Source organism: Nitrosospira sp. Nsp14 (genome assembly GCF_900113575.1).
GTDB lineage: Bacteria > Pseudomonadota > Gammaproteobacteria > Burkholderiales > Nitrosomonadaceae > Nitrosospira.
In genome coordinates this window covers 56,936-81,348 of record NZ_FOPV01000012.1, presented here as the reverse complement: position 1 = coordinate 81,348, position 24,413 = coordinate 56,936, and the positions used below count along the sequence as shown (strand labels likewise).

Below are 24,413 nucleotides of genomic sequence, written 5' to 3'. Positions count from 1 at the left end.
CTGGGGTGAGGATCGCCCGAAGCCGGTTGACAGCGACAGGTTCCGGTTCAGGCCGGAGGTTTGATGCGAGGGATACGATTGCGATCACAGAGGCAACATAGATACCGGATTGACCTAACAGGCGGATCCCCAATGGGAAACATGGATGAAAGCGCTATAGAGACACGCGTTGCGGCCGACGCCGGGGAGGCGGCGGATACAGGGCAGGTGCTGCACGAGCGCCTGAAGGAAATTACCTGCCTGTATGAAATTCGCCGCGGGATGGGGCTCGAATTGTCGGTGGATGAGGTTTGCGAGCAGGTTTTCGAGCACCTGGTCCCCGCGATGCAATTCCCTGAGATGGCAAGCGCGGTGATCGAACTGGATGGCACGGCTTTCGCCTCCCGCAACCACTCTGGACGGGTGACGCACTTGCTGCAATCGACGATAAGGGTGAATGGCAAGATCCGCGGGCATTTGCAGGTATTCTATCCCCCGGAAAAGCCATTCCTGGTGCCGGAAGAGCAGCGGCTTATCGACGCGGTCGCGAGTGATCTGGAGATGTGGCTCGAACGCAAGGAAATCGACGAAGCCCTGCGTGAGCGTCTGAAGGAAATTACCTGTCTTTATGAGATCCGCCGCGGCCTGGGGCAGGAGCTGTCGATCGACCGGGCGTGCCAGCAGGTTTTCGAACACCTGCTGCCTGCGATGCAGTTTCCGGAACTTGCGAGCGGCGTAATCGAGCTGGGCGGCCGGCGCTTCGTGTCCGCAAATCACAGCGAGCGCCGCACGCACGAACTGCGCTCCGAGATCAACGTCAACAATAAGTCGCGCGGCTGTTTGCGCGTGTTTTATCCAGACGACAAACCCTTCCTGGTACCGGAGGAGCAGCGGCTCATCGACGCGGTGTCAACGGACCTGGAACGCTGGCTCGAGCGCAAACTGCTGGAGCAAACGCTGGTGTCGATAGCGGAAGAACACCAGCGCACGCTTGGACAGGAGTTGCACGACAACCTTGGACAGCAGATCGCGGCCATTGGGTACCAGGCCAAGGCCCTGGAAAAAAAGATAACGGCGTCGGGCAGCAGCGATGTTGCCACCATCGCCGCGGCCATCGCGGCACAGGCGCAAACCGCGGTCATGCAATGCAAGCAGCTTGCCCAGGGCCTGCTCCCGTTTGAACTTGAAACCAAGGGTTTGACCGCCGCATTGCAGGCCTTTGCGTCCAGGATCGCCGCTACTTACAAGATACCCTTTGACTTTGTTTGCAAGAACGACGTCGTCATCAACGATAACAATGTCGCGCTCAACCTTTACCGGATAGCCCAGGAAGCGGCCAATAACGCCATACGGCACGGGGGGACTCAACATCTGAGAATCTCGCTGGCGTCAGAGCATGGCGTCCTCCGCATGTCCATCATCGACAATGGACGGGGCTTCGCTGCGGGAAAACCCGTGCCGACCCCGGGTATGGGCATCAAGATCATGAAATACCGGGCGCGGCAGCTCGGCGCGACGCTGCATTTCCTGCGGCGACCCGAGGGCGGCGTCGAAGTACGACTGGAAATGCGGACGGTCTGATATGGCAGCTTCTAAAGCAAAAGTAATGCTGGTGGATGACCACGCCATGTTGCGGCACGGCATGGCGATGCTCATCAATCTGGAATCTGATCTGGAAGTGGTGGCCGAGGCCGGCGATGGTGCGGAAGCGTTGGACAAACTGAAGACCGAGCCGCATCCGCAGATCGTTTTGATGGATGTCTCCCTCAAGACCCTATCAGGCCTTGAGGTAATAAAAAGCATTCATGCCGTTGCTCCGGCGTTGCCGGTGCTGGTTGTCTCCATGCATGACGAAGCCGTTTACGCGCAGCGGGCGTTGCGTGCCGGCGCGCGAGGCTACGTGATGAAGCAGGAGCCGGGTGAAGTGCTGGTGGCTGCGATCCGCGAGGTATTGGCGGGGAATGTCTATCTAAGCAAGCAGATGCATGCGAGGATGCTGAACCGGGTCGCCACCGGTCATCCGCAGCCTGAACCGCTGATCAACAGTCTCACCCCGAGCGAGTTTGAAGTGCTGCACTTGATTGGGTCCGGACATAGCAGCCAGGAAATTGCCAAGTTGCTGAGCCGCAGTATCAAGACCATTGAAACGCACCGCTTTAACATCCGCTCCAAATTGAATTTGAAAGACGGAGCCGACCTGATACGTTATGCGGCGCAGTGGATTTCGGAAGAGCGTTAGCGCGGCCCTCGCCGGCCGCATCACCTTATGGCGGCTGCGGGATTTAACCGCATCTGCATGACCACCACTTATCTCAGCCCCTTCAGATGGTTATCGCCTTAAACGCCTCAAGCGTTATCATCGTCCACATTTTACACTTCTGACACAAAAATGTGACCTAAGGGTTTCCCTTAGCGTAAAACAAGGGTTTCCCCAATATACTCATAGTATTGACTACGATAGGATGGCATCACTTTCAATCCTTTTGGGTTCATTACTATCATGAAAACGACAATAGGAAAGCATCTCGCGGTTTTGTCCATGCTCGGTTTCCTCACCGCATGCGCACAGATGGGACCCCACGAAGCCGAGAATGCCACCGCCCGCAAGGCTACGGAGAGCGCGCGAACCTATGCGGAACATGATCGCTTGGCTCAGCGCTATCAAAGCGCAGCGAAGGAATTGCGCGCAAAGGCGGAAGAGCAAAAGAAACGGCTTCAGCATTTAGAGGAAAAAAGCTACCTCTATGGTCGGCAAGCCCAGGATAACAAGTCTCGTACCGCGGCTTTGCTCTCCAGATACGAGCGCGCGGTGGAAGACAACGTAAAGCTGGCCGCGCATCACCGCAATATGGCGGCGGAACTGGCAAAGGGCAACTATGCGGCGTCCGATCGGCAGGATGACGGTCGGGAAATCAAAGCGAAGATCGGCGAGGACGCTGGCAATCGTCTGTAAACCTTTTTAACGTGTAACACGTTATTCCCGAGTTACGAGGATACCGCTCACGTCGAACCAGGTCGGCGTGAGCGGTATATTATTCAAAGCCGCTCATTCCCCGTTCCCCGTTACTTCTTCTCAAGCGGTACTTATCATCGACCGGATAGCTGCCCCTGTTCTGAGTCCTTGACTCGTCTCGCAACTCTCGTCGGTTCATCTTGTATTGCCGCAAGCCGCGCAAAACTATTCTCCGCCGTTGCTTGATCGCTTGTTTCTCTATTCAGCTTATCTGATCCGTGTAAAAGGCAGCACGTCCTCGATCAATATCCGGTTGAACTTCCCCGGCTCTTCAAAGGGTGGGTTATGCTCGGAGCGCTCAAACCATACCAGGCGTTTTATCGGCGCCTGGATCGCTTGAAAATATTGCTCCGCCAAAATGGCTGGAATATGGCGGTCATGGCGGCCGAGCAGGAAAATGACGGGTACATTAAAGTGCCTGTAGTCCTCGTTTAGTTCGAGCCGCGAAATCTCATCCTCCAAATGTACCAACGAAAAGCGGTTGCCCCGACCAAAGGCGACCAGATCGATAAGGTTTGCCTCATCGGTGCCAAGCGCTGCCCAGATGAGCTTGCCGGTGGACAGGTCTGAACGGAACATGCCGCCAAAACGCTCGACCCATTTTCCGGTGATCAGTTTTTCATCCACGAGTCATAAGGGGGCGGCCCGATAGCCATCAATTCCGCGACGGCCTTTGCATTATTGCGCTTCTTTGCTTCGGAAAGCGCGAAATCATAGGATAACCTGCGGCCCCGCGGGGCGTTCGCAACTTGCGCGATACCGACATAGACCGAAACCTTCTCCGGGTAACGGGCGGCATAGATCGTCCCCAGGACCGTGCCCCAGGAGTGGGCAAGGAGCACCACCTTATCCTTGCCGAAGCGGCGTCTCACCAGTTCCACCACTTCGTCGAGGTCGCGCACGGATTGGGCGATGGTCATGCTCTGGGGCGAAATGGCAGGGTTGAAGGAGCGGCCCGTCCCGCGCTGCTCCCAATACACAACCAGGAAATGGCGTTCCAGCGCGGAATTATAGTGACGAAAGAGCGCCGATTCGCTCGTGCCCGGACCGCCGTGAAGCAGAATCAACGCGGGGTCGGATCGGGATACGCCGCGAAACCAGAGGCTTTGGGGAATGCCGCCGATGGTTCGCCAGCAACAACAGGAACCGGGCGGATCAAGTGAAAAGGCAAAAAGGCAAAAAAATACCCTCCTCAAGGCCTGAAGCGAATTTTTCAGGACGAACGGCGCCAGTCCGTCAGCATCGAGAGCCAGGGAAGCGCTGAACAAATCCTCGCTGAGCGCGTTGTTGTTAAAATCGGGATGATCATAAGGCGCGCGACGCTGGTCGTAGCTGGGACTACGATGCCAAGGAGCGCAACGCCATGAGCCCCCGATTTTACAGCAACCCCGAGGGACGGGGCTTGCGGGCGGTCTGCCTTGTAGGCTCCTAGCGAAGGGGATCCAACCATTCGCGTCGTCGCCTTTCGCGCATCCCATCCCGCAAAGTCGCGTCGCGCCAGCGGAGATTTGTTCAGCGCTTCCCTAAAAGTTGAAGGGCGCGATGCCTAAGCTGGGCCCTACCGACTTTGCCCAGAACACCTTCGATTCCGGCCACCCCACAAGCGATTCCTCGTGCACGTATGGGTCTCGGGACTCCCCGGTGGTTTTGAAGATGGCATGAGCGATCCGCTCTATCTGGCCTTCCGCAGTTCGGATGTAAGGAACGTATTGAACCATTTTTCGCAAGTAGTGAGTCAACAGACATTACCGCTTCACATTGTAGATACGTTAAGACTAGTTTTCTGTGCGGTAGGCCGCATTTGTGTAATAGGCGGAGTTAGCCCGGCAGGTGTTATTTCATTTGTATGACAGCAAGGCTAGCCCGGGCCCATCAAGCAAAGAGCAAAGGTGCTTTTCACCATCGCAGTGTTATAGTTTAGAATTGCTTAATCTAAACAGAACGGATCACCTGCATGAAGTTTGATCAGAAAAGAAAAGCGATTTCCCGGAAACATTTGCTGCCAATAGCGCTGGCGATGAGTCTCGCCGCGTGCGGCGATGGGAGCGGGCCCTCGCCGGCCGGCGGCAGCAGCAGCGGCAGCGGTCGCGGTAAGACGGAAAAAGGACCTACCACCGGGAAACTGCTGGATGCGGCGGTAAGCGGAGTGGCATACGCGGCCTCATCCGGTGCTACCGGAACCACGGATGAGAACGGGATATTCAAGTATAACCATGGCGATACGGTAGAGTTCAAGCTGGGCAGCCTGCTACTGGGCAAGGTAACAGGCGCGGCTATCATTACACCTATGGAATTGGCGGGAGATAACGATCACAGGTTGCGAAACATCCTTGTCCTGTTTCAGTCACTGGATGCGGATGGTAATCCGGAGAATGGGATTTCCATTCCCGGCAATGCTGCAGCGGCTCTCAGCGCCTCGATCAACCTCGATAGCGAACCCGCTGCGTTTGCCGCGTCACCGGAGTTGCAGAAGGTGAGGGAGGCGGCCGGTGTTTCCGGACCGATAAAAACCCCGGTGCAGGCCACCCGTCACTTCCTTTCGCAGGGAATGGCCATGCTCGGCAACCAGATCTGGGTCAAGCAGGATGATGGGACAGCTTCCATAGTCCGTATCGCAGGTAGCGGTGTGGATGACGCTGGCGAGTATTTGCAAGGCGAGGCATCCCCGGACGACTCCTGCGACACCAACCGCGTCTGCGGCGGCAGTTTGGTCAGTAAAGCCGGGGTGGAATACGGCACGGCGCACCTGTCCGGTGTGAATAACAGGGGCTTCAAATTCGCTGCAAAACCTGTGATCGATACCAATCTTCAAGCCGGGTTGTCGCATCCGCGCCCAAACTGGAGAGTTCGTAGCGATGGCTACGATTTGATTACCTCGGATATTTTTACGGTGCAAAGGAAGAGGGAACAGAAGAGCCTCTTCGGTGAGCTCTTCCACATCGCCGGTACACTGGAGATCAGCTCTTCCAAGGAGCCCATCCAGACCGAGGTCAAGGAAAGTCATTTTTCCCCGATGGAGAACGATCCGAAAGGCATTACCGGCGCATGGACTGCTGATCCCGCTACGATGAAGACGCCAATCTATTTGTTCTTCTCGAACGGCAAATACATGATGGTCGATCCCATTGGCGATATTAAAACAGCCGATCATGAGAGCTGCGGCGACCCGGGCGTCGAGTTTGCTTCATATACTTATGATTCGGGCGGCAAGACTCTGAATATCAAGGGATTTACCTACGATACGAACGGTTGCGCCGGTTTTTCCACCAACGGCCCGGTGTCATTCAATATCGACGCGGATGGCAAGACAGCGACGTTGAACACACAAGACAAGCGTACGCTCACGCTTCACCGCGTATCAAAATAGTATCTTCGTCAACCAGGGGCCTTTGTGGTTTCCTACGTGGGCAAGATGTGCCTGCGGCCGCAGCCCTGATCCGGTAGCGGCCTTGGGAAATTCGCGTGGTGAAGCCGCAACGGGGAAATCCGGTCCCATGGCGTTCTCCCGCCCGGCAATCGGTGTTGCCAGGTACGATTCCCACGCAATTCCGGATGAAGTGACGGATGAAGTGACTTCGGCGTTTAAGCGGTTCCGGCGCGATGCCGAGCCGCGTCGCGCAGCTGCCGCACCCGGTCATGGTTCCTTTTCGCACCCTCGTACTGGAGATCAAGAATAGCGCGCAGCTCGCCTGGCAGTTCTTCCCGCAAGGCATTTTCATAGGCCATTACGGCCAAGGTTTCGCCGCGTTCGCATTCCTCCAGCACCGCCACATTGTCCTGATCAGTCAACATTGTTTTTAAGTCGACCCAGGCGCGATGCAACGTGCCTGCCGCGCTTCCGCTCGTATCGGGTGTGCCACCGTAGCGTCTTACCTCGGCGCTTAGCACGCGAACCGCTTCATCGCAACTTTGCGCCCGGTTCTGAAAATATACTTTCGAAGTGACATCGTCCGTATCGTCAGCGCACGTCCTGAACCCCGCCGCACCATCGCGCGAAATGTCGATCAGCCCGTTGAGCACGCTTACGATTTTGTCATTATCCATTCCGTTCCTCCCTAAATAAGAAGCATACGTCACTATAAAAAAGAGGGGAGACATCGATCTGTTCGCTGCAGCACATTCCTCCCGGCGCAGCACAACAAGCAAGTCCACCCGACCGCTGGGGCGGTGGCGGCCCCCAGCGGGAGGTGAAAGAAGCGTCGGGTTGCTCTTCGCCTGGAAAATTCGCGTCTACATTGGTGTTCGCGACGGTGCCAGACGCCAGGTAACGCGTCCGACTTCTTCCCCTTCATAAGTCTGCCGGGCGAACAGCTCGAACTCGTGCTTGCGCATGGGTTCAGGTATTTTCACCAGCAGCCGCAACGGAATTCGCGCTTTTGCGGGGAAGACGATGGGGGGAAAGCTCAGGCGGCCGCAAGGATTGATGACTACATGGACAATCCGAGGAGAGTCGGGTTTGGGACCTCCCGGGGACACCACGTGATGCGGGCATACCCGCAGCCGCTCGGCGAACTCCGGAGGCAATTCGAGCATGATTTCAGAGCCGGCAGGGAGCCGCGGCACGATCTCAAGCTGCATGCGGCGACCCCTGTCCGGCGCGCCCGCCGCGATGAAGGGCAGGGCCACGTACCCTGGCGGCTCGGCACGCGGGGGCGGAACATTATCGACCACGTTGAAATTGCGCCAGGTGACGTTGTTGTTGCTGCGAATGAAAGTGGTGAAGTTATTCCAGTCCATTAAATCAGCCGGCGTGGGGCCTGGGTCGCGCGGCGTGTTAAGGATGCTGACAAAGCAATAATGTCCCGGTGCCGGGATCGCCGCCGCAGACCAGACGATGGCATCCGAAACTGTCAGCAGATCACCCGTTGGCACAGTCGGCAGCGTGGCCGTTCCCAGCAGCGTCCACAGGTCAGGCGTGAGCAAAGTTGAAGGGGGCGCCCAGTAGACCGTGGCGGTGACGTTGGAGGCCGCGGTACCGCCACGGTTGCGTACGCGCACGTAAACGAAATTATCCTGCCCGCTTTCAGCCTCGTAGCCCAGCGTCACATCGTTCTCGGTGCCGCTCCCGGCGCCGAACGCCGCCTGGGGGTCCGGCACGGCCGTCTGGCGCAGAATGATGTCGGGGCTGGACGAAATGGCGCCCAAGTGGGGGTCGCCATTGTCGCCTACAAAGTCCCGCAGATAGATATCGGGCGACAGGTTGAGCACCATACCATCGATGATCGCCCGCAAGTTGGGCATGACGCCGATGCGGTCCACCGCCGGGTTTTGGGATGCGGTGCCGTTCGCGGGATCGGAGAGGATCATGCGCAGTTGCCACGACGCGAGGCGGCCGCCGCTGGCTGCCTGCATCAGGCCCTGCACCGCGAGCGCCGCGCCAGTGACAATTGGCGAGGCGCTGGAAGTACCGTTGAACCCGGTGGTATAGAGGTTGGTTGCGGTATTGGTGGAATCGGAAGCGAGAGTATCCACGCTTTCGCCCCATCCATAGCAGTCGACGCGGCTGCCGTGGCAGGAGAACCCCAGCCGCGCGTGCGGCGCGGTGGCACTTGCGGCGCCTACGATGATGGCGCCCGAATCGAGAAAGTCCGGACTGGCGCGATTGAAGATCTGCTGCCCGCCGGGGTTGACCACGGTGTCCAGGTCCACACCACCATTGCCTGCCGCCTCCACCACCACGATGCCGAGGGAAGTCGCGAGCTGGATCACGTCGAAAACCGCGGGTTCGATTTCGACCGGCACCAGGTTGTAGCCAAACAGATTCGTTTGCGCTTCGAGTAGCAGCACGTCGCCAAATTGCATGACGCCGATCGCATCCAGTATCGCCTGCGCGGTGCTGTACCCGCCGTCTGCCCGATGTTGGCCGACACAGCGGACGGAGGAGAGCGCGGGCGTGATGCCTACGCAGCCGAGCGCATTATCCACCGCCGCGATTTCTCCCAGCACGCTGCTGCCGTGGGAAAAATAGGAATGATTCACGCCCGAGATGAGCGTGATGCCATGCGCCGCCAAATCCTCGTGGTTGAAGGTCCATCCCCATTCCATGTCCACCAGTGCCTGGCCCGCGCCGTCGCCGCCGGGGAAATTCCAGGCATACTCGGCATCGATGCCATCGGGTGCGGGGTCGAGGTAACCCTGGTTGGGAAAGCGGGGATCATCCCCGGGATTCACAAGCGGCGGCTCGACCGGGGGCGGCTCGACATAGGCGACGGCGACAGAACCCCATTGCGACAGCGACCTTACAAGCTCTTCAGCGTTCGTGCCCGGCGGCATATTCACTGCGAAATAGGCAGCGAGGTTGGCGGCGCGGAAGGACGGGTCCAGCGCCCGCGCCCGTTCCGAGAGCGTTGCAACCTGCTCGGGCTGGATGGAGAGAAGGGGCTCCAGCGTGATTCCCCCGAACCGCGCAGCCAGTTCATTCCAGGGACCAACCCCCTGTCGCTCCAGCGCTCGCGCCGTATCCTCGCGCGGCAGCTGGACATGATCCTTGAACTTAACCACCACCCGGCGCCGGAAGCCGGGGCCCGGCCGCGCCTGTTCAGTTCCTGGCGTACTGGAATTTTCGCCTTCAATGCCTGCCATCATCGTTCCCCTTGTTGATTATTACTCATCATTTATAGCACAGATCGGGCGCCCCGGAGCGCGGCCCGAGGGGCCCGGCGATGCGGGGACCGGGCAGCGTACGGACGCCGCGACCGTGCTTGACAAGTAGGGTACACCCTGTCCGGTCATTCTTCACGAAAGTATTTATTCCCTCGCACGGCCGTTTCCCAGAGCGCGGCCCGGGGGGGTCCGGCGACGCGGGGATCGGCAGAATCGGACAACATAGGCCGCCGCTACCTGCTCTGTTGCACGCTTGGTCTCCCCCTATTTCTTGTCTATTTCCTTGACAAATCGCGGCTGTGATCTAGGCTAAAACATGGAGCAAGCGCTTCATGGAAGTTTACGCGCTTCACTTTTCAACTCCTAACCTTGTCTTTTTACCGGGCGTCCTTCACATGAACTCGATCGATTGCCGTTTTAAACTCCGCAGGTTTCTTCTCGCCGCAATCGTGAGCGCAGGTCTTGGCGCGGCGGTTCCGGTTTCCGCGCAGTCGGCCCTCACGACTTCTTACCTGATTGATACCAATACCTGGGAAGCGACCGAGATTGCCTTCCCAGACCGGCATACGCACGCGCGCGGGATCAACGATCAGGGGCAGGTGATCGGATATACGGTTACCGCTGGGCGGGATCAGCATGCTTTTATTACCGGCCCCAACGGGGTGGGCATAACCGATATCGGTACGCTGGGCGGGGAGAATAGCGTGGCTGAGGGAATCAATGGCGTTGGCCGGGTGGTTGGTTGGTCGGAGACTGCCGGGGGGAGCGCGCATGCTTTTATCACGGGACCCAACGGCGCGGGCATGACCGACCTTGGTACGCTGGGCGGATTCTCCAGCTCTGCCCAGGCAATCAATACCACCGGACAGATCGCAGGATATTCCGATACTGCCTCTGGCGGGAGACTTGGTTTTATCACTGGGCCGAACGGGGCGGGCATGACCGCTCTCGGGACACTGGGGGGAGCGGAGACCTACGCGTTCGGCATCAACGCCGGGGGGCGCGTGGTGGGCTACTCCAGCACGACCGGCGGCAACAGCCATGCCTATATCACAGGCGCAAACGGGGTGGGTATGACTGATCTTGGCACACTGGGCGGAGGATTCAGCTCGGCCCTCGGGATCAACAGTGCCGGACGAGTGGTGGGGTTTTCCGATACCGCTGATGGAGCGCGTCACGCGTTTATCACTGGTCCCGATGGCGTCGGCATGACCAACCTGGGAACGCTTGGCGGTGATTTCAGTTTCGCAAAAGCCATAAACGATGCGGGACAGGTAGTGGGAGATTCCTTTTATGATGGCGCGCCGGGCATGACGCACCCGTTTATCACCGGCGCCAATGGCGTGGGCATGACGGACCTCAATACCGTGGTGAAGCTCCCCGAGGGAGTGGTCCTGACGGCAGCGGGGGGTATCAATAACAGCGGGCAGCTTGTCGCCACCGCTGCGGTTATTCCCGAACCCGCAACCTATGCCCTCATGCTCGCCGGTCTTGCCCTGCTCGGGGTCATGGCAGGTTGGAAGCGGCGGGCGCAAGCGGGCGCTCACGGACCCGGCGTCTTCTAGCGCGCCGCTCGGGCATCAGCGACGTGCTCAGCGCTTCATATTGCGTAGCCAGTACGTTACGCCGCCGAAATCGACCGAGCTGAACTGGACATTCCCTCTGGCAACTTCATCCAGGCCCTTTCTGTAGGTTGGAAGATAGCTGTCGCGAATCAGTTCTGCACTGCGCTGGTAGGTTTGCTCCGATGTGGTGGTTTCGACGGCTTTGGCAAGGGCCATGAGGGCCTGCAGTTCTCTGGCGTGTTCATCGATACAGCGGTAATTCAATTCCTGTTCCAGCCACTTGATGCGGGAGTACAGATCGTCGGTATGTATCAGGTCCGCAGTATTGGTAATAGGTCGGGATTCCATGTCGATCTCCTTTGTTTATAGACTTGGCCGTTGTCTGTCAGTTGCGCCCCTGCCGCCGTTAGCACGCGCCCCAGCCGGTATGTTTGCATAGACCGCAATGCAACGATGGAGATTCACTGCTTGTCGGCGTGCTTCTTTACCCAGGCGACGTAACGATCCATCCAGTTCTGAAGGAATTTCCTGCTATCTTCATTGCCTATGTTCCCGGCGTCGTCAAACAATCCTTCCTTTACCTGGACGAACGCTTCCGGTTGCCCCAGCGCGGGCATGTCGAGGTAGGCAAGGGAGTTGCGAAGATGCTGCTGCGCGATGGCAGTTCCAATGGAACCGGGCGAAGCCCCGACCACCCCGGCCGGCTTGCCCGCCCAGGCGCTCTGGCCGTAAGGACGGGAGGCATGATCGAGTGCGTTTTTAAGGACGCCGGGCATCGACCGGTTGTATTCGGGGGTGACGAACAGAATCCCGTCCGAAGCCAGGATTTCGGCTTTCAGGCGCTTGACCGGCTCGGCAGGGTTGTCGTCATCGTCCTGGTTGTAGAGCGGCAGGTCATTGATTTGCAATGGCCTGAAGGAGAATTCCGGGGGGCCGAGTTTCACAATGGCGGCAGCCAGCTTACGGTTGAAGGAATGGCGGCGAAGGCTGCCCACTACTACGCCCACTTGATAATCTCTCATATCAGATCTCCTTTTTGAAAAATTGCAAAATGATCTGTGGCCCGCGCATTCGGTACCGGATGTGATGCCGGTCAGTACCGCCCTGAAAACAGACGACTTGACTAACTCGTTGCGTTGGTCTACTAGTAAAAGTGTATCACCACGAGGGTGTGGTACTGAGCCTACCCTGTCATTTATAGTGCAAATCCGGCCCGAGTGCCGGAGATGACATAATTCGTTATCCCTCAATAGCGGCTTGCGGTTGAGCGATCGCCAAGCCTGCGGTTGATGGCTGACTTTATCTGAGAGAGTGAAACATGCTTGGTGATGGCAAATCGGTGGTGCTGTCGTTCGATGATGGCCCCGCTCCTTTGAGCGCGCTGGAAAACATTCTCGCAACACTGCGCCTGAATGAAATCAAGGCAGAGTTCTACGTGCTCGGAAGCGAGGTGGAGCAGTATCCCGATGCCGCGAGAATGATTGCGCGCGAGGGGCATGCCATACAAAACCATTCCTGGAGCCATTCAGACTTGGAACGGGCGACGGCGCGAAACGTAAGGCTGGACCTGGAGGATACCCAGGCTGTTATTGCCGATGCCACCGGGGTAATCCCGACGAAAGTCCGCCCCCCGTACGGCGCAGGAGGATTTCGCGGCCATATCGATCCCGAACTGGCCGAGGTTGCCCGCGAGCTCTCGCTGAGCATCGTCACTTGGGATATCGATACCGAGGACTGGGGGACACCTCAGGGATTGGGACCCGAGAAGATCGCAAACATCGAGAACCAGTTCACCCAGCAGCCGCGCAAAACGCTGTTCAATATCATCATGCACGTGCAACGGGGAACAGCGAGAGACTTGCCATCATTCATCGACCAGTTGAGGGATTGGGGCTTCACCATTGTGGATCCTGAGAACCTCTGACACCGCAGAGCCCCCGGGGCCCCTGTGAAACCATGCAAACAATTGAGGACCGGTTAGTGGAACTGTCTGGGAGCTATGGCATCGGGAAGGGCAGCATCTCATGGCGCTGGTTGCACCAAATGCTGTGCCCGGGCTTGTGCGCGGCGTTGCTACTGGGCCCGTCCGAGGGCTCGGCATCCGTGATCCTGGAATATCGTTGCACGCCGGATATCAAGCATGAATGCACGGCTGCCGGGTGCGAAACCATGAGCAGCGATAGCGGCTTCCAGCAGGCGGAGTCGTTCGTGTATAGCCCGGAAACGGGCCAGCTGTCCGCCTGTTTATGGACCAACTGCTACGCGGGCAGCGCAACCGTGTTTGCCGGCACAGCAACGGATACGTTCACGGTCGTTGGGCAGCTGTTGCCTGTTCGTCCTGGAAACGAACCCGTCATCGTTACGCTGACGATCAAAACTCCCCTCAAGGCTGAGCAGGCCGATGACGAGCATGTGAGCTTTACCGCTGCCTGGGGCTACGGCGGCGAAGGGCTGGCGCTGGATATAGGCGAGTGCGTGTTGAGCCGGTAAAAGCAGTGAGGCGGCTGACGGATACGCTGTGCCACCGCTGGCGCAAGGCAAGGAGAACGGATTACAACAAGCCCCAGGATACGATTTGAAGCTTAATGCCTAATCGTGCCGTCTACCTTCCCGCATCGCGCCATGAGCCCAAGCAAGCCCAGCCCGGCAAGCATCAAGGCATACGCAGCGCTTTCTGGAACGCCTATGGCAATGACTTGCCCGTTGTTATTCACGTCTATGGCTGTCGTTAGGATTACCCTCTCTGGGTGAATCAGGGACTTGAGGCGCTGCGAAGGCACGCCATCACCACCACAACGTTCGCTCGATCATCCTTCATGTCCGGTCTCTCCTTTTCAAAATTGCAAAATAGCGCAGGCCCGCGTTATCGCTGCCGATCGCCGGTTGGGAACGCAGCGCGGAGAGCAGCCAAACTTGAATATCCGCTTGAGTTGGTCTAATAATTAAAGCGTAGCACCGCAGGAATGGCACTGAGCCTGCACATGTCCTTTATAGAGCAAAATGGGCCGGAGTGCCCAACAACAAAGAGGGAAAAGTCGGTCAGGCTTGCCTCAATGACTTCAGGGATGCCTGACTCTTAAGTAGCATTGATTGTAGACTTTTTCTGGGTGGAGGAAACATGAGCAACAATAACAAACAAGCTAATGCCAAACGGGATGATGTCAAACGGGGTGACGACAAACGGGGTGATGACAAACAGGGTGACGACAAATGGGGTGATTACAAACGGCATGATGACAAACGGGGTGATGACAAACAGGGTGACGACAAATGGGGTGATTACAAACGGCATGATTACAAACGGGGTGATGACAAAGGGGATGATGACAAAGGGGATGATGGCAACGGGGGTGATGGCAAACTGGGTGACGGCAAAACGGTCGTGCTGTCGTTCGATGACGGGCCAGCGCCTATAGGAGCGCTTAAAGATATTCTGAAGACACTGCGCCATGAAGACATAAAAGCTGAGTTTTTCGTCGTCGGCAGCGAGGTTGAGGAGAATCCCCAGAAAACGAAAATGATCGTGCGCGAAGGGCATGACATTCAAAACCATTCCTGGAGTCACGTTAACCTGGCAACTGCGAGCGAGGAGCAGGTGAGGATGGAACTGTCACAAACGCAGGACGCCATTGCCGATGCCACCGGGGTAACCGCGACGAAAGTTCGTCCGCCGTTCGGCGCCGGAGGCTTTGAGGGCAACATCGATCCGGAACTGGCCGCGGTGGCCGCCGAACTCGACTTGGCCATTGTCACCTGGGATATCGGTACGGTGGACTGGATGACACCTGAGGGATTGGGGCCCGAGAAGATTGCAAACATCGAGAACCAGTTCCTTCAACAACCTGACAAATCGGAGTACAACATCCTCATGCATGTGACCGAGGGGACAGCGAGGGATCTTCCCGCGTTCATAGAGCAGCTGTCGGATTGGGGATTCACGTTTGGGGAGCCCGAGATGTTCTGAGGGGGTCGTCCGAGCCCCTCGGGCGGGTGCCGCCAAGGGAGGATCTGTAGGAGGCGCCAGGTCGGGGTAAGTCGTTTTGCTGGGCCTGGCGATAACATTGCTTTTGGCCCGGCGGCCGTCCTGTGCGTCCCCGATTTCACAGTATCGCCGCACCTCCGGCAACGGGCATGAGCGCATGGCCACAGGGTACACAGCCTACAAAACCATGAGAAGCGGCATGTCGTACGGAGTCGTTCCGGGAATATTGTAGTCGCGCTAGCCGCGTACGCCGCCTGCAACGCCACAAGCCCATCTTGCTCTCGATGTGCTATCCCCCAAAACCGGTGGCCAGGTACTCAGCGAGGAGCACGACACCATACGCGCCGGAGGGCAGGGCGACGGCGGCGCCGAAAACAGGGTGCTGGGTGAACGGCAGAAATGCGCCCCTGTGATTATTCTTTATAGCCTCGATCGCCCATTCGAGTTCCTCTCGTTGCCGGGCCTCATCTGGTGTTCGCGACGTTTCCGGCATTTCCGGCATTTCCGGCGCTTCCGGCCTCCGTCCGGCGCGAATGAGTCTGGCCTCCAGCCGCTTGATGACTTCCCGCTTGGCGATCTCCGCCGAGTGCCGCAACGCCATGCTGCTGACGATGACGAGGGCGGCGTTGAGCGTGAAGATTATGATGAGGGCGGTCGGAAAGTCCCAGTTGTCGAAGTAGCGGTGGCGGGCCATGGCGAGCAGAAACATGATGATGAAGGGAAAGTAGATAAAGTTGCCGATGACGGTGGTGCGCTCCGCGATGAGTTCGATGCTGAGCCATTCCTCCAGGGTTTGTTTGCTCATGTTCCGTTCCGCCGAAATCTTTTCGAGCGTCCCAGCAGGCCACTGCATTTTTTTCATCCCGATACAATTGACCCACCGCCGGCATAGCCGCGTCGTGTCCACCACGTAAAAGATCAGAACCACCAGGGCGACTACCGCGAGAATGACAACGGTATTGTTGATCCCGACGCAGGCTTCGCCCCTGCAAGGCGTCTGCGGAAAACCCAACAGTTTCATCAGCAACAGGGCCGCCAGCCAGGCGATGGTCAATTGCGGCAGCGCCCGAAAAGCGAAATTTTTCCACCGCCCGAGCGCAACATATTCATGCCATAGGCGATTCGCGTCGATCTGTTCCATGGTTTGGGGACGCCATGCGTGAACGGCGATGCAGCGGCGCATGCCGGTGGCCAGGGGGGTGAAGAGGGTGCTCGAAAAAAAACTGGCGGGGCCGTGGCTCCGGCCTTGGGGCGCGTTGTTCTCCAATGTTTTACCGGCGGCGGCTCCCTTACTGTCATCAAACAGGAAGCACTGCGCCAGCGTACGCTCATTCTGCTGCAACTTGCGCCAGGCGTACCACAGAAAGGTGAGGCTCATCAGCAACGCAAGCAGCCGGATGATTGCCGTCGGCCAGGCGCTGATCCCTTCCGTCAGGGAAAACGGCTCGTTCTCCGCCGGATTCGGCACTCGCCACATCATCCACTCAACTGTGGCATAGGTGGCAGCTGCGCCAATTGCCGCCGCAAGCCAGAAAAATCTACTCGATACCAGCCTGAGAAGGGCACGGGAAATCGTGCTGCTGATCAGCATGGCGCCGGCCGCGAGAACGAAGATGGTGAGTGCCGCCCATCCTGCTTGCGCCAGCCAGCTCTGGGTTGGGGGCAAGAGCGGGGAGAGATTCAGGTCGGGACGGGGAGGGTGAATGCTGGTCACATCCGTTGCAAACCGTTGACCAGGGTCGGTGCTGACGTCGAAGGCGCCGTGCCGCCCGACTTCATACAATCTGGGCTGCCCGTGCGGGGAAAAAACCTGAGGCTGTGCTTTGTCCGTGTCGGCGTGCAACCGGAAGCAGCCCGCACAATCCCCCGCTGGCGCCGGCACGAAATGTTCCAGCGCCCACAAGGCGGAATAAAACAGCGAGGTCTGGTAACTGTCGCGGAACGGCGGAATCGGCGTTTGCAGCGCCGATTGCAGCTCAAGCCCATAATGAGAGGCAATGATGAGGTTACGTGTCGATAGCCACTGCGCGGGGTAGGCCAGGCGGGCGTTAAGGTCGGTAGTGAAAAATATCGCGCGCGGAAACGTGGGCCGCAATGCCTGGAGAATGAGCAGCTTGTCATACACGTCGCTGCCGAGCACGCCGATGGCCCTGAATTCCTCTCCATTCTTCGCTTCCTCTTCCTTGAGCGCGGCCGCAAGCCTGAGGACATAGTCCAGTTGACCACGCCCTTCGGGCCGCTGGCCCGCATTCTGCTCCATCCCGGGAAGCTGCCCCTCGTACCACGCCCTGATCCGGGCCTGGCTGTCGTCTTTTTTTTCGCTTTCCTTGCCGTTCCCCGTGGCGGGCAATTCCCCGTCCAGGCCAGCCAGATAGGAATGCCGGTAAACCCAGGCCGGCCATTCGTCCCGGCGCAGTTTATCGATCTCGGCCGCCAGCGTCGCGCCGCTCGTGCCGGAGCCCTGATTCATTGCAACGGCGGCAAATGTGCGCGGCAGCGAGCGCCCGTAGAGCGTATCCCATTCCGAGATCAGCGCGATTTTGGGATTGCAGTCTCTGGCGGCGCAAGGTTTCAAATCGACCTGGCGGCGCTTCAGCTCCTGCAAAAGCTGTTCCGCCAACGTGGCATCGGTGCCGATGGTCCGGGTCAGCCTGATCTGCGCGCGCGCGAACAGCTTTTCCACAGACTCGTCTGCTTGTCGGCTTGCGGCCTCGGGCGCGGGCGGCCGGTCAAGCAGAAAAGTATCCTCGGCGGTGGCAGAGGGGGAAAAGAAACGGACGCCCTTCAGGCTATCCAGGGCAGGCGGGGCGCCGCGCTGGGCGGACTGCAGCTCTTTCAGCATCGCGCTTAAACCGGAGGAGCTCCGCGGGCCGAGCACTTCGTAAGTCGCCCTTATCTCCGGCTGGCGTGCGCGCTGGGAGGGCAATGGGCGAAGGGCGATGCTTAGATGGGCGACGAGATCGTTGAGGAATGTGAGCGGCTGGTTGCCGGCGTCCTGTTCTTTCAGCCACAGGATGAGCACGGGCTTGGCGTATGGCTGGCCGCGAAACTTGGCCTTGGGTATGAACAATTCGGCGGGAACGAGCGCAGCTATTTCGCCACTCTCCTCTGCCGCCATGGGCGTGACAGCCGTACCCTTATTATTATCGCTATTGCCACGGCTATCGCTTTGGCGGGAGCGGTCCCATTTGAAAAAGCGCAGGTACTCGCCCGACTCCGGCACATAGCCGGCAGCGCCTAGCGCTGATACCACCGCATAACGATCCTTTAGCCGGGATTCGCCGCCATTGACGTATGGGCTGCCATCCACGAATACCGGCAGCACGCGCAGGGTGGAAATCCCTGACCCGCGCAGAACTTCAACCAGTCTCTTGAGCGTGTGCACGTCATTTTCTTCTTCCGGCTGCTTCGAGAGCTTTTGCTCCAGCAACCGGTGCGCCTCAATTGCTTCAAAAGGGTCCTGCCACAGGCGCGACTGCACCAGCCCCTTTTTCTGGAACATGGTTGTCGCCTTTTCCTTGTCGATCGGGCGCACCGTCTTCAACGTGATCCCTTCGTAGTAGAGGAACCCGCTGATCATCGCCACCAGCGCTATGAGTCCGGCCAGCGGCAGCCTTGATTTTTCGTCCTGTTTTTCCGCCATTTTCCAAGCCCCTATAGCCCATTCATGGCGGGGCCTCGCCGGGGCGATCAAGTTGACAAGGGGAGCAAACGCTCTACATGGCCGGGATTGCCATTATTTATAGTAAAGGACTGTAAAACTATAAAGCACTCAGCTCAAGCGTGCGCGCCGATTGGGAAGGAGGCCATGGCGGCGCGGATTGCAGGGGAAACGCCTGACGAGCGATTCAGGCTGCCGGATTGAGGCTGCTAACATGGCAGCGGGACCGCGGAGAAGCCTGGATTGTACTTCAGTCCAATAGCCAGCCCGCCTGAAATTGGCCAATATAACACCCGGGAAGCAATGGTGGAGCAGGACGTTTCCCTAAGTGAAATAGAGTCACTTACGCAAGTGGAAAGCAGCAGAAACAGAAGGCAACAGAAGCATGGAAACACATAAAAGCAAGTAGACGTAAGCAAATGCCCATTGGACCCCGGTCGCAGCACCGCTGTGACCGGGTTTTTTGTTCGTTTTAAGGTCAAGCTTAAATGCCCCTCCGGGCTTGCGGCGGGATATTACGCATGCCGCTGCACGGGGCCGAATCTTCCAAACTCTGGAAGATTTCTCATCCCGCTCCGTGGAAATCGCGCCTTTACTTTCCAGACTCATCCAGTAGAGGGGTATCGGCAGAGGCGGGGCTTGTTCGCGTCGCCAGCACCTTGTCGATGCGCTTTCCATCCATATCCATGACTTCGAAGCTCCATCCCTCCCATTCGCACCGGTCCGCGGTCTGCGGCAGTCTTCCCACCAGCAGCATGACCATGCCACTGAGGGTGTTGTAGCGCCCCCTTTCCTCTTCAGGCACTTCCTTAAGGCCAAGACGGTCCTTAAGCTCCGGCACGGGAATAAAACCATCGAGGAGCCAGCTGCCATCGTCGCGTCTCACCGCCCATGCATCTTCCGGCCGTTTCGGCTTGAACTCTCCGGTTATCGCCTCCATTACGTCCTTCAGAGTGACGATACCCTGCACTTCGCCATACTCATCGATGACGAACGCAAGGTTGGTGCCCGAATGCTTGAAGTTTTCCAATAGCTCGATACCGGTGAGCGACTCAGGAACGAATACTGGCGGATACAAGTTTTCCGTGAGGCTCGGTTTTTTGCCGCGCAATGTCTGGGTGAGGAATTGACGCGCCCGGGCTACCCCGAGTATTTCTTCCCAACTGCCCTTGAGCACGGGAAAGCGCGAATGCTCGCTGGCCTCGATTTTCTTGATATTTTCTTCCAGTGGTTCCTCGATGTCCAGATAGACCACGTCACTGCGTGGCACCATGAGTGATGCAATCTGACGATCATCCAGGCGGAACACGTTTCGGATCATCTGATGTTCTTCGTGCTCGATCACGCCGGCGCTGGAGCCCTCCGCAAGTATCAGGTGGATTTCCTCCTGCGTGAGGCTTGGCCTGCCTTGCTCCTTGACCCCAAGGAGGCTCAATGTCAGTTGGGTCGAACCGGCCAGCAGTTTAACGAACGGCTTGGAGGCAACAGCAAGCCAAAGCATGGGGCGCGAAACCCGGCGGGCGACGGACTCGGGATTGAGCTGCCCCAGCCGCTTGGGAACCAGTTCGCCCACCACGATGGTGAAATAGGTGATGCCAACGACCACCAGCCCGGTGGCGAGATAGTCGGAGAAGGGTTTCTCCACGCCAAGGTTTTCAATCCACTCGGTAAAGGGCCTTGCCAGCGCGGCTTCACCGATGATTCCGTTCATGATGCCGATAAAGGTGATCCCGATCTGGATCGTCGAGAGAAAGCGGTTTGGATCTTCGCCCAGCTGTATCGCTGCGGCTGCGCCGCTATTGCCGTTCTGCGCCAAGGTCTGAAGCTGGGCCCTGCGGGCTGAAATCAAGGCGATTTCAGACATGGCGAAAACGCCATTGAGAAGGATGAGGGCAAACAGTAATGAGATTTCCATGAGTAGTTATGTGTTCGAACGAAGACGGTTGTTGAAAACAGGGGTCTTGAGTTTTGGCAAGAATGAGCAGGCAAGGTTCGGCGTAACGGTAGAGCTGAACGGCATACCCATCTCTGCAAACTATTCTCTCTTCAGAATAGATGAGATTTAGTCCGATGAGATGTTTAGCGTTTATGAGCAAGCCCAGGAAACGGTACAATCAAACCATCATCAGTCGGGAGGACAAAATGGATGAGAAAAACGTGGATGAAAAAACGAAGCCGCACATCGTTGGGGTCAATCATATTGCGCTCGAGGTTGGAAATATCGACGAGGCGCTGGACTTCTACGGGCGCATCTTTACCTTCAAATTGCGGGGCCGCGGAACCCACACCGCTTTTATCGACATGGGCGATCAGTTCATCGCGCTGATGGAAGGGCGGAAACAACCGCCGGATGAGCAGAGGCATTTCGGTCTGGTGGTCGATGACCGCTCCCGTGTGGGGGAGCTCGCCGAAGCGGCGGGTGCAACCATGCTGGAAGGTGGCAGGCTGGACTTTCTCGACCCGTGGGGCAACCGTGTTCAGGTGGTCGAATACCGCGACTTGCAATTCACCAAGACCGACGCGGTGCTGAAGTACATGAAACTGGAGCTGGACAAGACCGAGGAGGCAAAAGCGGAGCTGCGTACCAAGGGAATCGAACCCGGGCGCGAATAGCCGGCGCGAATAGCCGGGAACGGGCATCCGGTTTTACGGCTATACGAGGACGGCTATACGAGGCGCGTCTTGCAATAGCGGGGAGATCAATCTATCCGTGGACTGAACCACTCAGCGAGGACTATTGCTCCGCTACCCAGGCGCGGGCCTTGGCACTCGCAGCCTCGTGCGCACTGTGTTCATCGTCCGTCGGCTCGGCGAAGCTCTCATACGCAACTGTGCCCTTCTGGTCGAGAATCCGGTAACGGCCGTTCCAGAGACCGGTGGTGTCGTCGCGCTCAGCCCAGGCGGTAATTCGATACCCTTTGTATTCAGTATTCATGCTGGTCCTCCGAATTGGATAGGACGAGCGTATTGGGTTTTAGGCAAAATATCAATGTCAATCAAAGGGAATTAGAGGTGAATTGCTCTTTATACTGATGTTCCGGCGAGTAAAAGCGCGAAAAAATAGACCGAGTTCCGCCCTCTGATCCTTCAATCCGAAGCGCCGCCGTGCATGAGCAGGGGTTGGACTAGTACCTACTAGTACCTAAGTCCAATAGTAATACGCCCGGGAACCGGTAACCTGCAATCGGGGAAGCAATGGTGGCAACGATGTAGTTGGTAGCTTTCCCAGTGGAAATAGAAGTAAACGCCATGGCCCGGTCGCAGCGCTGCTGCCTCCGGGCCTTCTATTGGACTCGAAATGGCTGATAGCTGTCCCCTCGGATAAGCTCGACCGGTTTCACCGGGGTTTTTTCCATGCCCGCGCGAGGATGCGGGCGGTATCAGGAAGGAGCGCGTATGGCTCAAGTTCTCCTCCCGCGAGCTGCAAGCGAATCTGGATATTCAACCCTCCATCCGGTTCATTTCTTGCCACAATTTCGCCGCCATGCAGCCGCACAGCCCGCTCGGCGATGGCTAACCCCAGTCCGTGTCCACCGCTCTCGCGGTCCCTCGCTTCTTCCACCCGGACGAAGGGTTCGAAAAGGTGGGAGAGCATGTGTTCGGGCACGCCCGGCCCGTGGTCTCGAACCTGAACAAGGATGCTGTTGGGGTGATCCGTGTCGGCGAGCATGCTTATTTCCACGGGCGCATCAGGTTTTGTGTACCGGATGGCATTGCGCACGACGTTTTCAATCGCGCTGTGGAGCAGGCTGGCGTTTGACTGGACAATGGCGGGAAAGGCGTCGCGCACTTCCACCCGGCATCCTCGGAATCCTGCTTCAAATCGTGCATCTTCCGCGACTTCTTCGAGCAGTTCGCGCATGTCCACCTTGTCGGCGCGCGCCGGGTCTACTTCCGCTTCGAGGCGGGAGAGCTCGAGAAGCTGGCCAATCAGGTCATTCAGGCGTTCCACCTCGATTTCGATACGGTCAAGCTCATTCCCGGCCCGCCCCCCCGATCGCTGGCGAGCCAGACCTAATGCAACCTGCATGCGTGCGAGCGGAGAACGCAGCTCATGGGAGGCATCGCTCAGCAGTTGCCGTTGCGAGCTGAATACTTTCTCCAGGCGTTCAGCCATCTTGTCGAAAGCGGCCGCCAGGTCGGCGATTTCATCGCGCCGGTCGCGCATTGAGGGGGAAACGCGCTGGGTAAGATCGCCAGCTGCGATATTCTGGGCGGCGCGCCGCAATCGCTCCAGGGGAAATGTCTGGTAGCGGCTGAGCAACAGGCAGATCAGCGCACTTACAAGGGCTGCAACAGCCACCGGAAACGCAATCACCCGCGGACGCTGCAAAACCCTGAGCAAGGTAATGCTCTGGAAGTCCGGCACCATGCTGTAGGAGCTTCCATCCGCCAGGCGGATGGACCGCAGGTGAGGCGGGCCCTTCCGTTCCATGCGTTCAGCATTCTGGCGCCTCCGGTCCAGCCTTGCGACGATATAGGCGGGGACCTCGCGCCCCAGCAAATCATGCCCGGCTGCATCGATCAGGAAAATGGGAATCGCTTCGCTACGATCCAGGCGCTCAAGCCATGCTTCAAGGTCTTTGACACGCCCTGTTCCGCGGCGTCCCGGCCTTGATCGAGGTATTGTGCCAAGCGTGCATGCATGCTGCCGATATCCTGCTGGGTTCGGATATGTTCGAGATAGCTGGAGACAGCGAAGAGAAGCAGTCCGGCAAAAATAACCAGCGTAAGCCAGAACGACAGGAATATTTTCCAGAAGAGGCTGTGCACGTCAGCTCCGGGTACAAATGTAGCCCATACCACGGACCGTCTTGATCCGCTCCTGGCCATCCGGCAGCGGACCCAGCTTTTTGCGCAGGTTGCTTACATGCATGTCGAGGCTGCGGTCATAACGGCTTAATTTACGGCCAAGCGCGTGCTGTGAGAGTGCCGACTTCAAAACGACACTACCCGCTTCCCGCAGCAGCACGTGCAACAGGCTGAATTCGGTACTGGTCATCTCGATGGGATAACTATCGCACGTGACGGTACGGGAGCCGACGTGCATGACGAAGTCATCCAGCACGATTTGATCAGGCCGATCTCTTCCATTCTGGTGCGTGGCTCGCGCCTCTGCTCTCCTTAAGATTGCGCGAATACGCGCCACCGTGACGCGCGGATTCGAGGGTTTGGCGAGATAATCATCTGCTCCAAGTTCGAGTCCGACGATGCTGTCCACATCGTGCCCGCGCACAGTCAGCATCAGCACGGGAAGCTGGGACCGGGTACGTAGCTCGCGCAATACATCGAAGCCATTCCGGTGCGGCATCATCACATCGAGTATCAGCAGATCGTACTGATTGATCTGCGCCTTGCTTAACGCCGTATCGCCGTCATGCGCCATGTCGACCTCGAAGCCCTCTTCGGCAAGGTAATCGACCAGCATGCTGCTCAACTCGATATCGTCATCCGCCAATAGTATGCGCACCATCCGTTTCCCCAACTCGATCATTCTGCGAAGACTTGCGCGATGTATCCAGTTTGGATATTGCCAAATTAATGGCGGCAAATACAGTATCTTCCGGTTTCTTTACATAACTTTACGCTTCCGTAACCCCACTTGACGTT

At 58.0% G+C, this 24,413-nt stretch carries 23 protein-coding genes; 10 read left to right on the top strand and 13 right to left on the bottom strand.

Annotated elements, in window-relative coordinates; all coding sequences use genetic code 11:
* The first annotated feature begins 141 nt into the window (after positions 1-141).
* From BM022_RS09340 to BM022_RS09330, 3 genes are all read left to right on the top strand, one after another.
* On the top strand, positions 142-1,560 hold the full coding sequence (locus BM022_RS09340) for a sensor histidine kinase (protein ID WP_091138816.1): 1,419 nt from the start codon (positions 142-144) through the stop codon (positions 1,558-1,560).
* 1 nt (position 1,561) lies between these two features.
* The gene (locus BM022_RS09335; RefSeq protein WP_091138751.1) at positions 1,562-2,218 is read left to right on the top strand and encodes a response regulator; all 657 of its coding nucleotides are present in this window, start codon (positions 1,562-1,564) and stop codon (positions 2,216-2,218) included.
* A gap of 261 nt (positions 2,219-2,479) precedes the next feature.
* Complete coding sequence (locus BM022_RS09330) at positions 2,480-2,932, top strand: hypothetical protein (protein WP_256209095.1); 453 nt, start codon at positions 2,480-2,482, stop codon at positions 2,930-2,932.
* Positions 2,933-3,199: 267 nt separating this feature from the next.
* Here BM022_RS09330 and BM022_RS16045 read toward each other — a convergent pair whose 3' ends face one another.
* Entirely contained in the window at positions 3,200-3,619 is a 420-nt protein-coding gene (locus BM022_RS16045) for an alpha/beta fold hydrolase (protein ID WP_256209094.1), read from the bottom strand.
* Positions 3,604-4,260, bottom strand: coding sequence for an alpha/beta fold hydrolase (locus tag BM022_RS16040; RefSeq protein WP_256209093.1), 657 nt, complete (start codon positions 4,258-4,260; stop codon positions 3,604-3,606). Before BM022_RS16040 ends, BM022_RS16045 begins: the two co-directional genes overlap by 16 nt.
* Before the next feature lie 686 nt (positions 4,261-4,946).
* Between BM022_RS16040 and BM022_RS09320 the strand changes: the two genes are divergently transcribed.
* Positions 4,947-6,359 carry an adhesin gene (locus BM022_RS09320; protein WP_091138750.1) on the top strand — a complete coding sequence of 471 codons (1,413 nt, stop codon included), beginning with the start codon at positions 4,947-4,949 and terminating at the stop codon, positions 6,357-6,359.
* A 215-nt stretch (positions 6,360-6,574) separates the two neighbouring features.
* On the opposite strand, the gene BM022_RS09315 is transcribed toward BM022_RS09320, so the two are convergent.
* Both BM022_RS09315 and BM022_RS09310 read right to left on the bottom strand, forming a co-directional pair.
* Positions 6,575-7,036 (bottom strand): ferritin-like domain-containing protein, encoded by a 462-nt coding sequence (locus BM022_RS09315; RefSeq protein ID WP_091138748.1) that lies wholly within the window; start codon positions 7,034-7,036, stop codon positions 6,575-6,577.
* A gap of 186 nt (positions 7,037-7,222) precedes the next feature.
* On the bottom strand, positions 7,223-9,577 hold the full coding sequence (locus BM022_RS09310) for a S8 family peptidase (RefSeq protein WP_091138746.1): 2,355 nt from the start codon (positions 9,575-9,577) through the stop codon (positions 7,223-7,225).
* A 413-nt stretch (positions 9,578-9,990) separates the two neighbouring features.
* On the opposite strand from BM022_RS09310, the gene BM022_RS09305 reads away from it, so the two are divergent.
* Positions 9,991-11,160, top strand: a complete 1,170-nt coding sequence (locus BM022_RS09305; RefSeq protein WP_177191676.1) for a PEP-CTERM sorting domain-containing protein — start codon at positions 9,991-9,993, stop codon at positions 11,158-11,160.
* A 27-nt stretch (positions 11,161-11,187) separates the two neighbouring features.
* Here BM022_RS09305 and BM022_RS09300 read toward each other — a convergent pair whose 3' ends face one another.
* Both BM022_RS09300 and BM022_RS09295 read right to left on the bottom strand, forming a co-directional pair.
* Positions 11,188-11,508, bottom strand: a complete 321-nt coding sequence (locus tag BM022_RS09300) for a hypothetical protein (protein ID WP_091138743.1) — start codon at positions 11,506-11,508, stop codon at positions 11,188-11,190.
* Between the two features lie 113 nt (positions 11,509-11,621).
* Positions 11,622-12,182 (bottom strand): NADPH-dependent FMN reductase, encoded by a 561-nt coding sequence (locus BM022_RS09295; RefSeq protein ID WP_091138742.1) that lies wholly within the window; start codon positions 12,180-12,182, stop codon positions 11,622-11,624.
* Positions 12,183-12,478: 296 nt separating this feature from the next.
* On the opposite strand from BM022_RS09295, the gene BM022_RS09290 reads away from it, so the two are divergent.
* Together BM022_RS09290 and BM022_RS09285 are read left to right on the top strand one after the other, a co-directional pair.
* Complete coding sequence (locus tag BM022_RS09290) at positions 12,479-13,084, top strand: polysaccharide deacetylase family protein (RefSeq protein ID WP_091138740.1); 606 nt, start codon at positions 12,479-12,481, stop codon at positions 13,082-13,084.
* Between the two features lie 32 nt (positions 13,085-13,116).
* Positions 13,117-13,650, top strand: coding sequence for a hypothetical protein (locus tag BM022_RS09285; RefSeq protein WP_091138739.1), 534 nt, complete (start codon positions 13,117-13,119; stop codon positions 13,648-13,650).
* A 92-nt stretch (positions 13,651-13,742) separates the two neighbouring features.
* Here BM022_RS09285 and BM022_RS16415 read toward each other — a convergent pair whose 3' ends face one another.
* On the bottom strand, positions 13,743-13,874 hold the full coding sequence (locus BM022_RS16415; RefSeq protein ID WP_371264318.1) for a PEP-CTERM sorting domain-containing protein: 132 nt from the start codon (positions 13,872-13,874) through the stop codon (positions 13,743-13,745).
* 404 nt (positions 13,875-14,278) lie between these two features.
* On the opposite strand from BM022_RS16415, the gene BM022_RS09275 reads away from it, so the two are divergent.
* A complete protein-coding gene (locus tag BM022_RS09275; protein WP_091138736.1) occupies positions 14,279-15,124 on the top strand; it encodes a polysaccharide deacetylase family protein in 846 nt (281 codons plus the stop codon).
* Between the two features lie 307 nt (positions 15,125-15,431).
* Here the strand turns inward: BM022_RS09275 and BM022_RS09270 are convergent, their stop codons facing one another.
* Together BM022_RS09270 and BM022_RS09265 are read right to left on the bottom strand one after the other, a co-directional pair.
* Positions 15,432-18,785 carry a hypothetical protein gene (locus BM022_RS09270; RefSeq protein WP_177191675.1) on the bottom strand — a complete coding sequence of 1,118 codons (3,354 nt, stop codon included), beginning with the start codon at positions 18,783-18,785 and terminating at the stop codon, positions 15,432-15,434.
* A 610-nt stretch (positions 18,786-19,395) separates the two neighbouring features.
* Entirely contained in the window at positions 19,396-20,718 is a 1,323-nt protein-coding gene (locus BM022_RS09265; protein WP_091138734.1) for a hemolysin family protein, read from the bottom strand.
* Here BM022_RS09265 and BM022_RS15515 point away from each other — a divergent pair.
* Together BM022_RS15515 and BM022_RS09260 are read left to right on the top strand one after the other, a co-directional pair.
* Complete coding sequence (locus BM022_RS15515) at positions 20,717-20,869, top strand: hypothetical protein (RefSeq protein ID WP_177191674.1); 153 nt, start codon at positions 20,717-20,719, stop codon at positions 20,867-20,869. The genes BM022_RS09265 and BM022_RS15515 overlap by 2 nt on opposite strands.
* Positions 20,870-20,945: 76 nt before the next feature.
* Positions 20,946-21,416, top strand: coding sequence for a VOC family protein (locus BM022_RS09260; RefSeq protein WP_256209091.1), 471 nt, complete (start codon positions 20,946-20,948; stop codon positions 21,414-21,416).
* Positions 21,417-21,537: 121 nt separating this feature from the next.
* Here the strand turns inward: BM022_RS09260 and BM022_RS09255 are convergent, their stop codons facing one another.
* The 4 genes from BM022_RS09255 to BM022_RS09245 all read right to left on the bottom strand — a co-directional run bounded on the left by BM022_RS09255 (position 21,538) and on the right by BM022_RS09245 (position 24,276).
* Positions 21,538-21,738 (bottom strand): hypothetical protein, encoded by a 201-nt coding sequence (locus BM022_RS09255; protein WP_091138732.1) that lies wholly within the window; start codon positions 21,736-21,738, stop codon positions 21,538-21,540.
* 402 nt (positions 21,739-22,140) lie between these two features.
* A complete protein-coding gene (locus BM022_RS09250) occupies positions 22,141-23,238 on the bottom strand; it encodes an ATP-binding protein (RefSeq protein ID WP_256209090.1) in 1,098 nt (365 codons plus the stop codon).
* 89 nt (positions 23,239-23,327) lie between these two features.
* On the bottom strand, positions 23,328-23,576 hold the full coding sequence (locus BM022_RS16035; RefSeq protein WP_256209089.1) for a hypothetical protein: 249 nt from the start codon (positions 23,574-23,576) through the stop codon (positions 23,328-23,330).
* A gap of 1 nt (position 23,577) precedes the next feature.
* Positions 23,578-24,276, bottom strand: coding sequence for a response regulator (locus BM022_RS09245; RefSeq protein WP_091138809.1), 699 nt, complete (start codon positions 24,274-24,276; stop codon positions 23,578-23,580).
* Between the last annotated feature and the right edge of the window lie 137 nt (positions 24,277-24,413).

Bases quoted from the DNA above. Each gene is read 5' to 3' on its own strand.
- BM022_RS09270 (WP_177191675.1), bottom strand. From the start codon at position 18,785: ATGGCGGAAAAACAGGACGAAAAATCAAGGCTGCCGCTGGCCGGACTC.
- BM022_RS09265 (WP_091138734.1), bottom strand. From the start codon at position 20,718: ATGGAAATCTCATTACTGTTTGCCCTCATCCTTCTCAATGGCGTTTTC.
- BM022_RS09315 (WP_091138748.1), bottom strand. From the start codon at position 7,036: ATGGATAATGACAAAATCGTAAGCGTGCTCAACGGGCTGATCGACATT.
- BM022_RS09335 (WP_091138751.1), top strand. From the start codon at position 1,562: ATGGCAGCTTCTAAAGCAAAAGTAATGCTGGTGGATGACCACGCCATG.
- BM022_RS09285 (WP_091138739.1), top strand. From the start codon at position 13,117: ATGCAAACAATTGAGGACCGGTTAGTGGAACTGTCTGGGAGCTATGGC.
- BM022_RS09340 (WP_091138816.1), top strand. From the start codon at position 142: ATGGATGAAAGCGCTATAGAGACACGCGTTGCGGCCGACGCCGGGGAG.
- BM022_RS09300 (WP_091138743.1), bottom strand. From the start codon at position 11,508: ATGGAATCCCGACCTATTACCAATACTGCGGACCTGATACATACCGAC.
- BM022_RS09290 (WP_091138740.1), top strand. From the start codon at position 12,479: ATGCTTGGTGATGGCAAATCGGTGGTGCTGTCGTTCGATGATGGCCCC.
- BM022_RS09260 (WP_256209091.1), top strand. From the start codon at position 20,946: ATGGATGAGAAAAACGTGGATGAAAAAACGAAGCCGCACATCGTTGGG.
- BM022_RS09250 (WP_256209090.1), bottom strand. From the start codon at position 23,238: ATGGAACGGAAGGGCCCGCCTCACCTGCGGTCCATCCGCCTGGCGGAT.
- BM022_RS09255 (WP_091138732.1), bottom strand. From the start codon at position 21,738: ATGAATACTGAATACAAAGGGTATCGAATTACCGCCTGGGCTGAGCGC.
- BM022_RS09295 (WP_091138742.1), bottom strand. From the start codon at position 12,182: ATGAGAGATTATCAAGTGGGCGTAGTAGTGGGCAGCCTTCGCCGCCAT.
- BM022_RS09310 (WP_091138746.1), bottom strand. From the start codon at position 9,577: ATGATGGCAGGCATTGAAGGCGAAAATTCCAGTACGCCAGGAACTGAA.
- BM022_RS09320 (WP_091138750.1), top strand. From the start codon at position 4,947: ATGAAGTTTGATCAGAAAAGAAAAGCGATTTCCCGGAAACATTTGCTG.
- BM022_RS09305 (WP_177191676.1), top strand. From the start codon at position 9,991: ATGAACTCGATCGATTGCCGTTTTAAACTCCGCAGGTTTCTTCTCGCC.
- BM022_RS09245 (WP_091138809.1), bottom strand. From the start codon at position 24,276: ATGGTGCGCATACTATTGGCGGATGACGATATCGAGTTGAGCAGCATG.
- BM022_RS09275 (WP_091138736.1), top strand. From the start codon at position 14,279: ATGAGCAACAATAACAAACAAGCTAATGCCAAACGGGATGATGTCAAA.
- BM022_RS15515 (WP_177191674.1), top strand. From the start codon at position 20,717: ATGAGTAGTTATGTGTTCGAACGAAGACGGTTGTTGAAAACAGGGGTC.
- BM022_RS09330 (WP_256209095.1), top strand. From the start codon at position 2,480: ATGAAAACGACAATAGGAAAGCATCTCGCGGTTTTGTCCATGCTCGGT.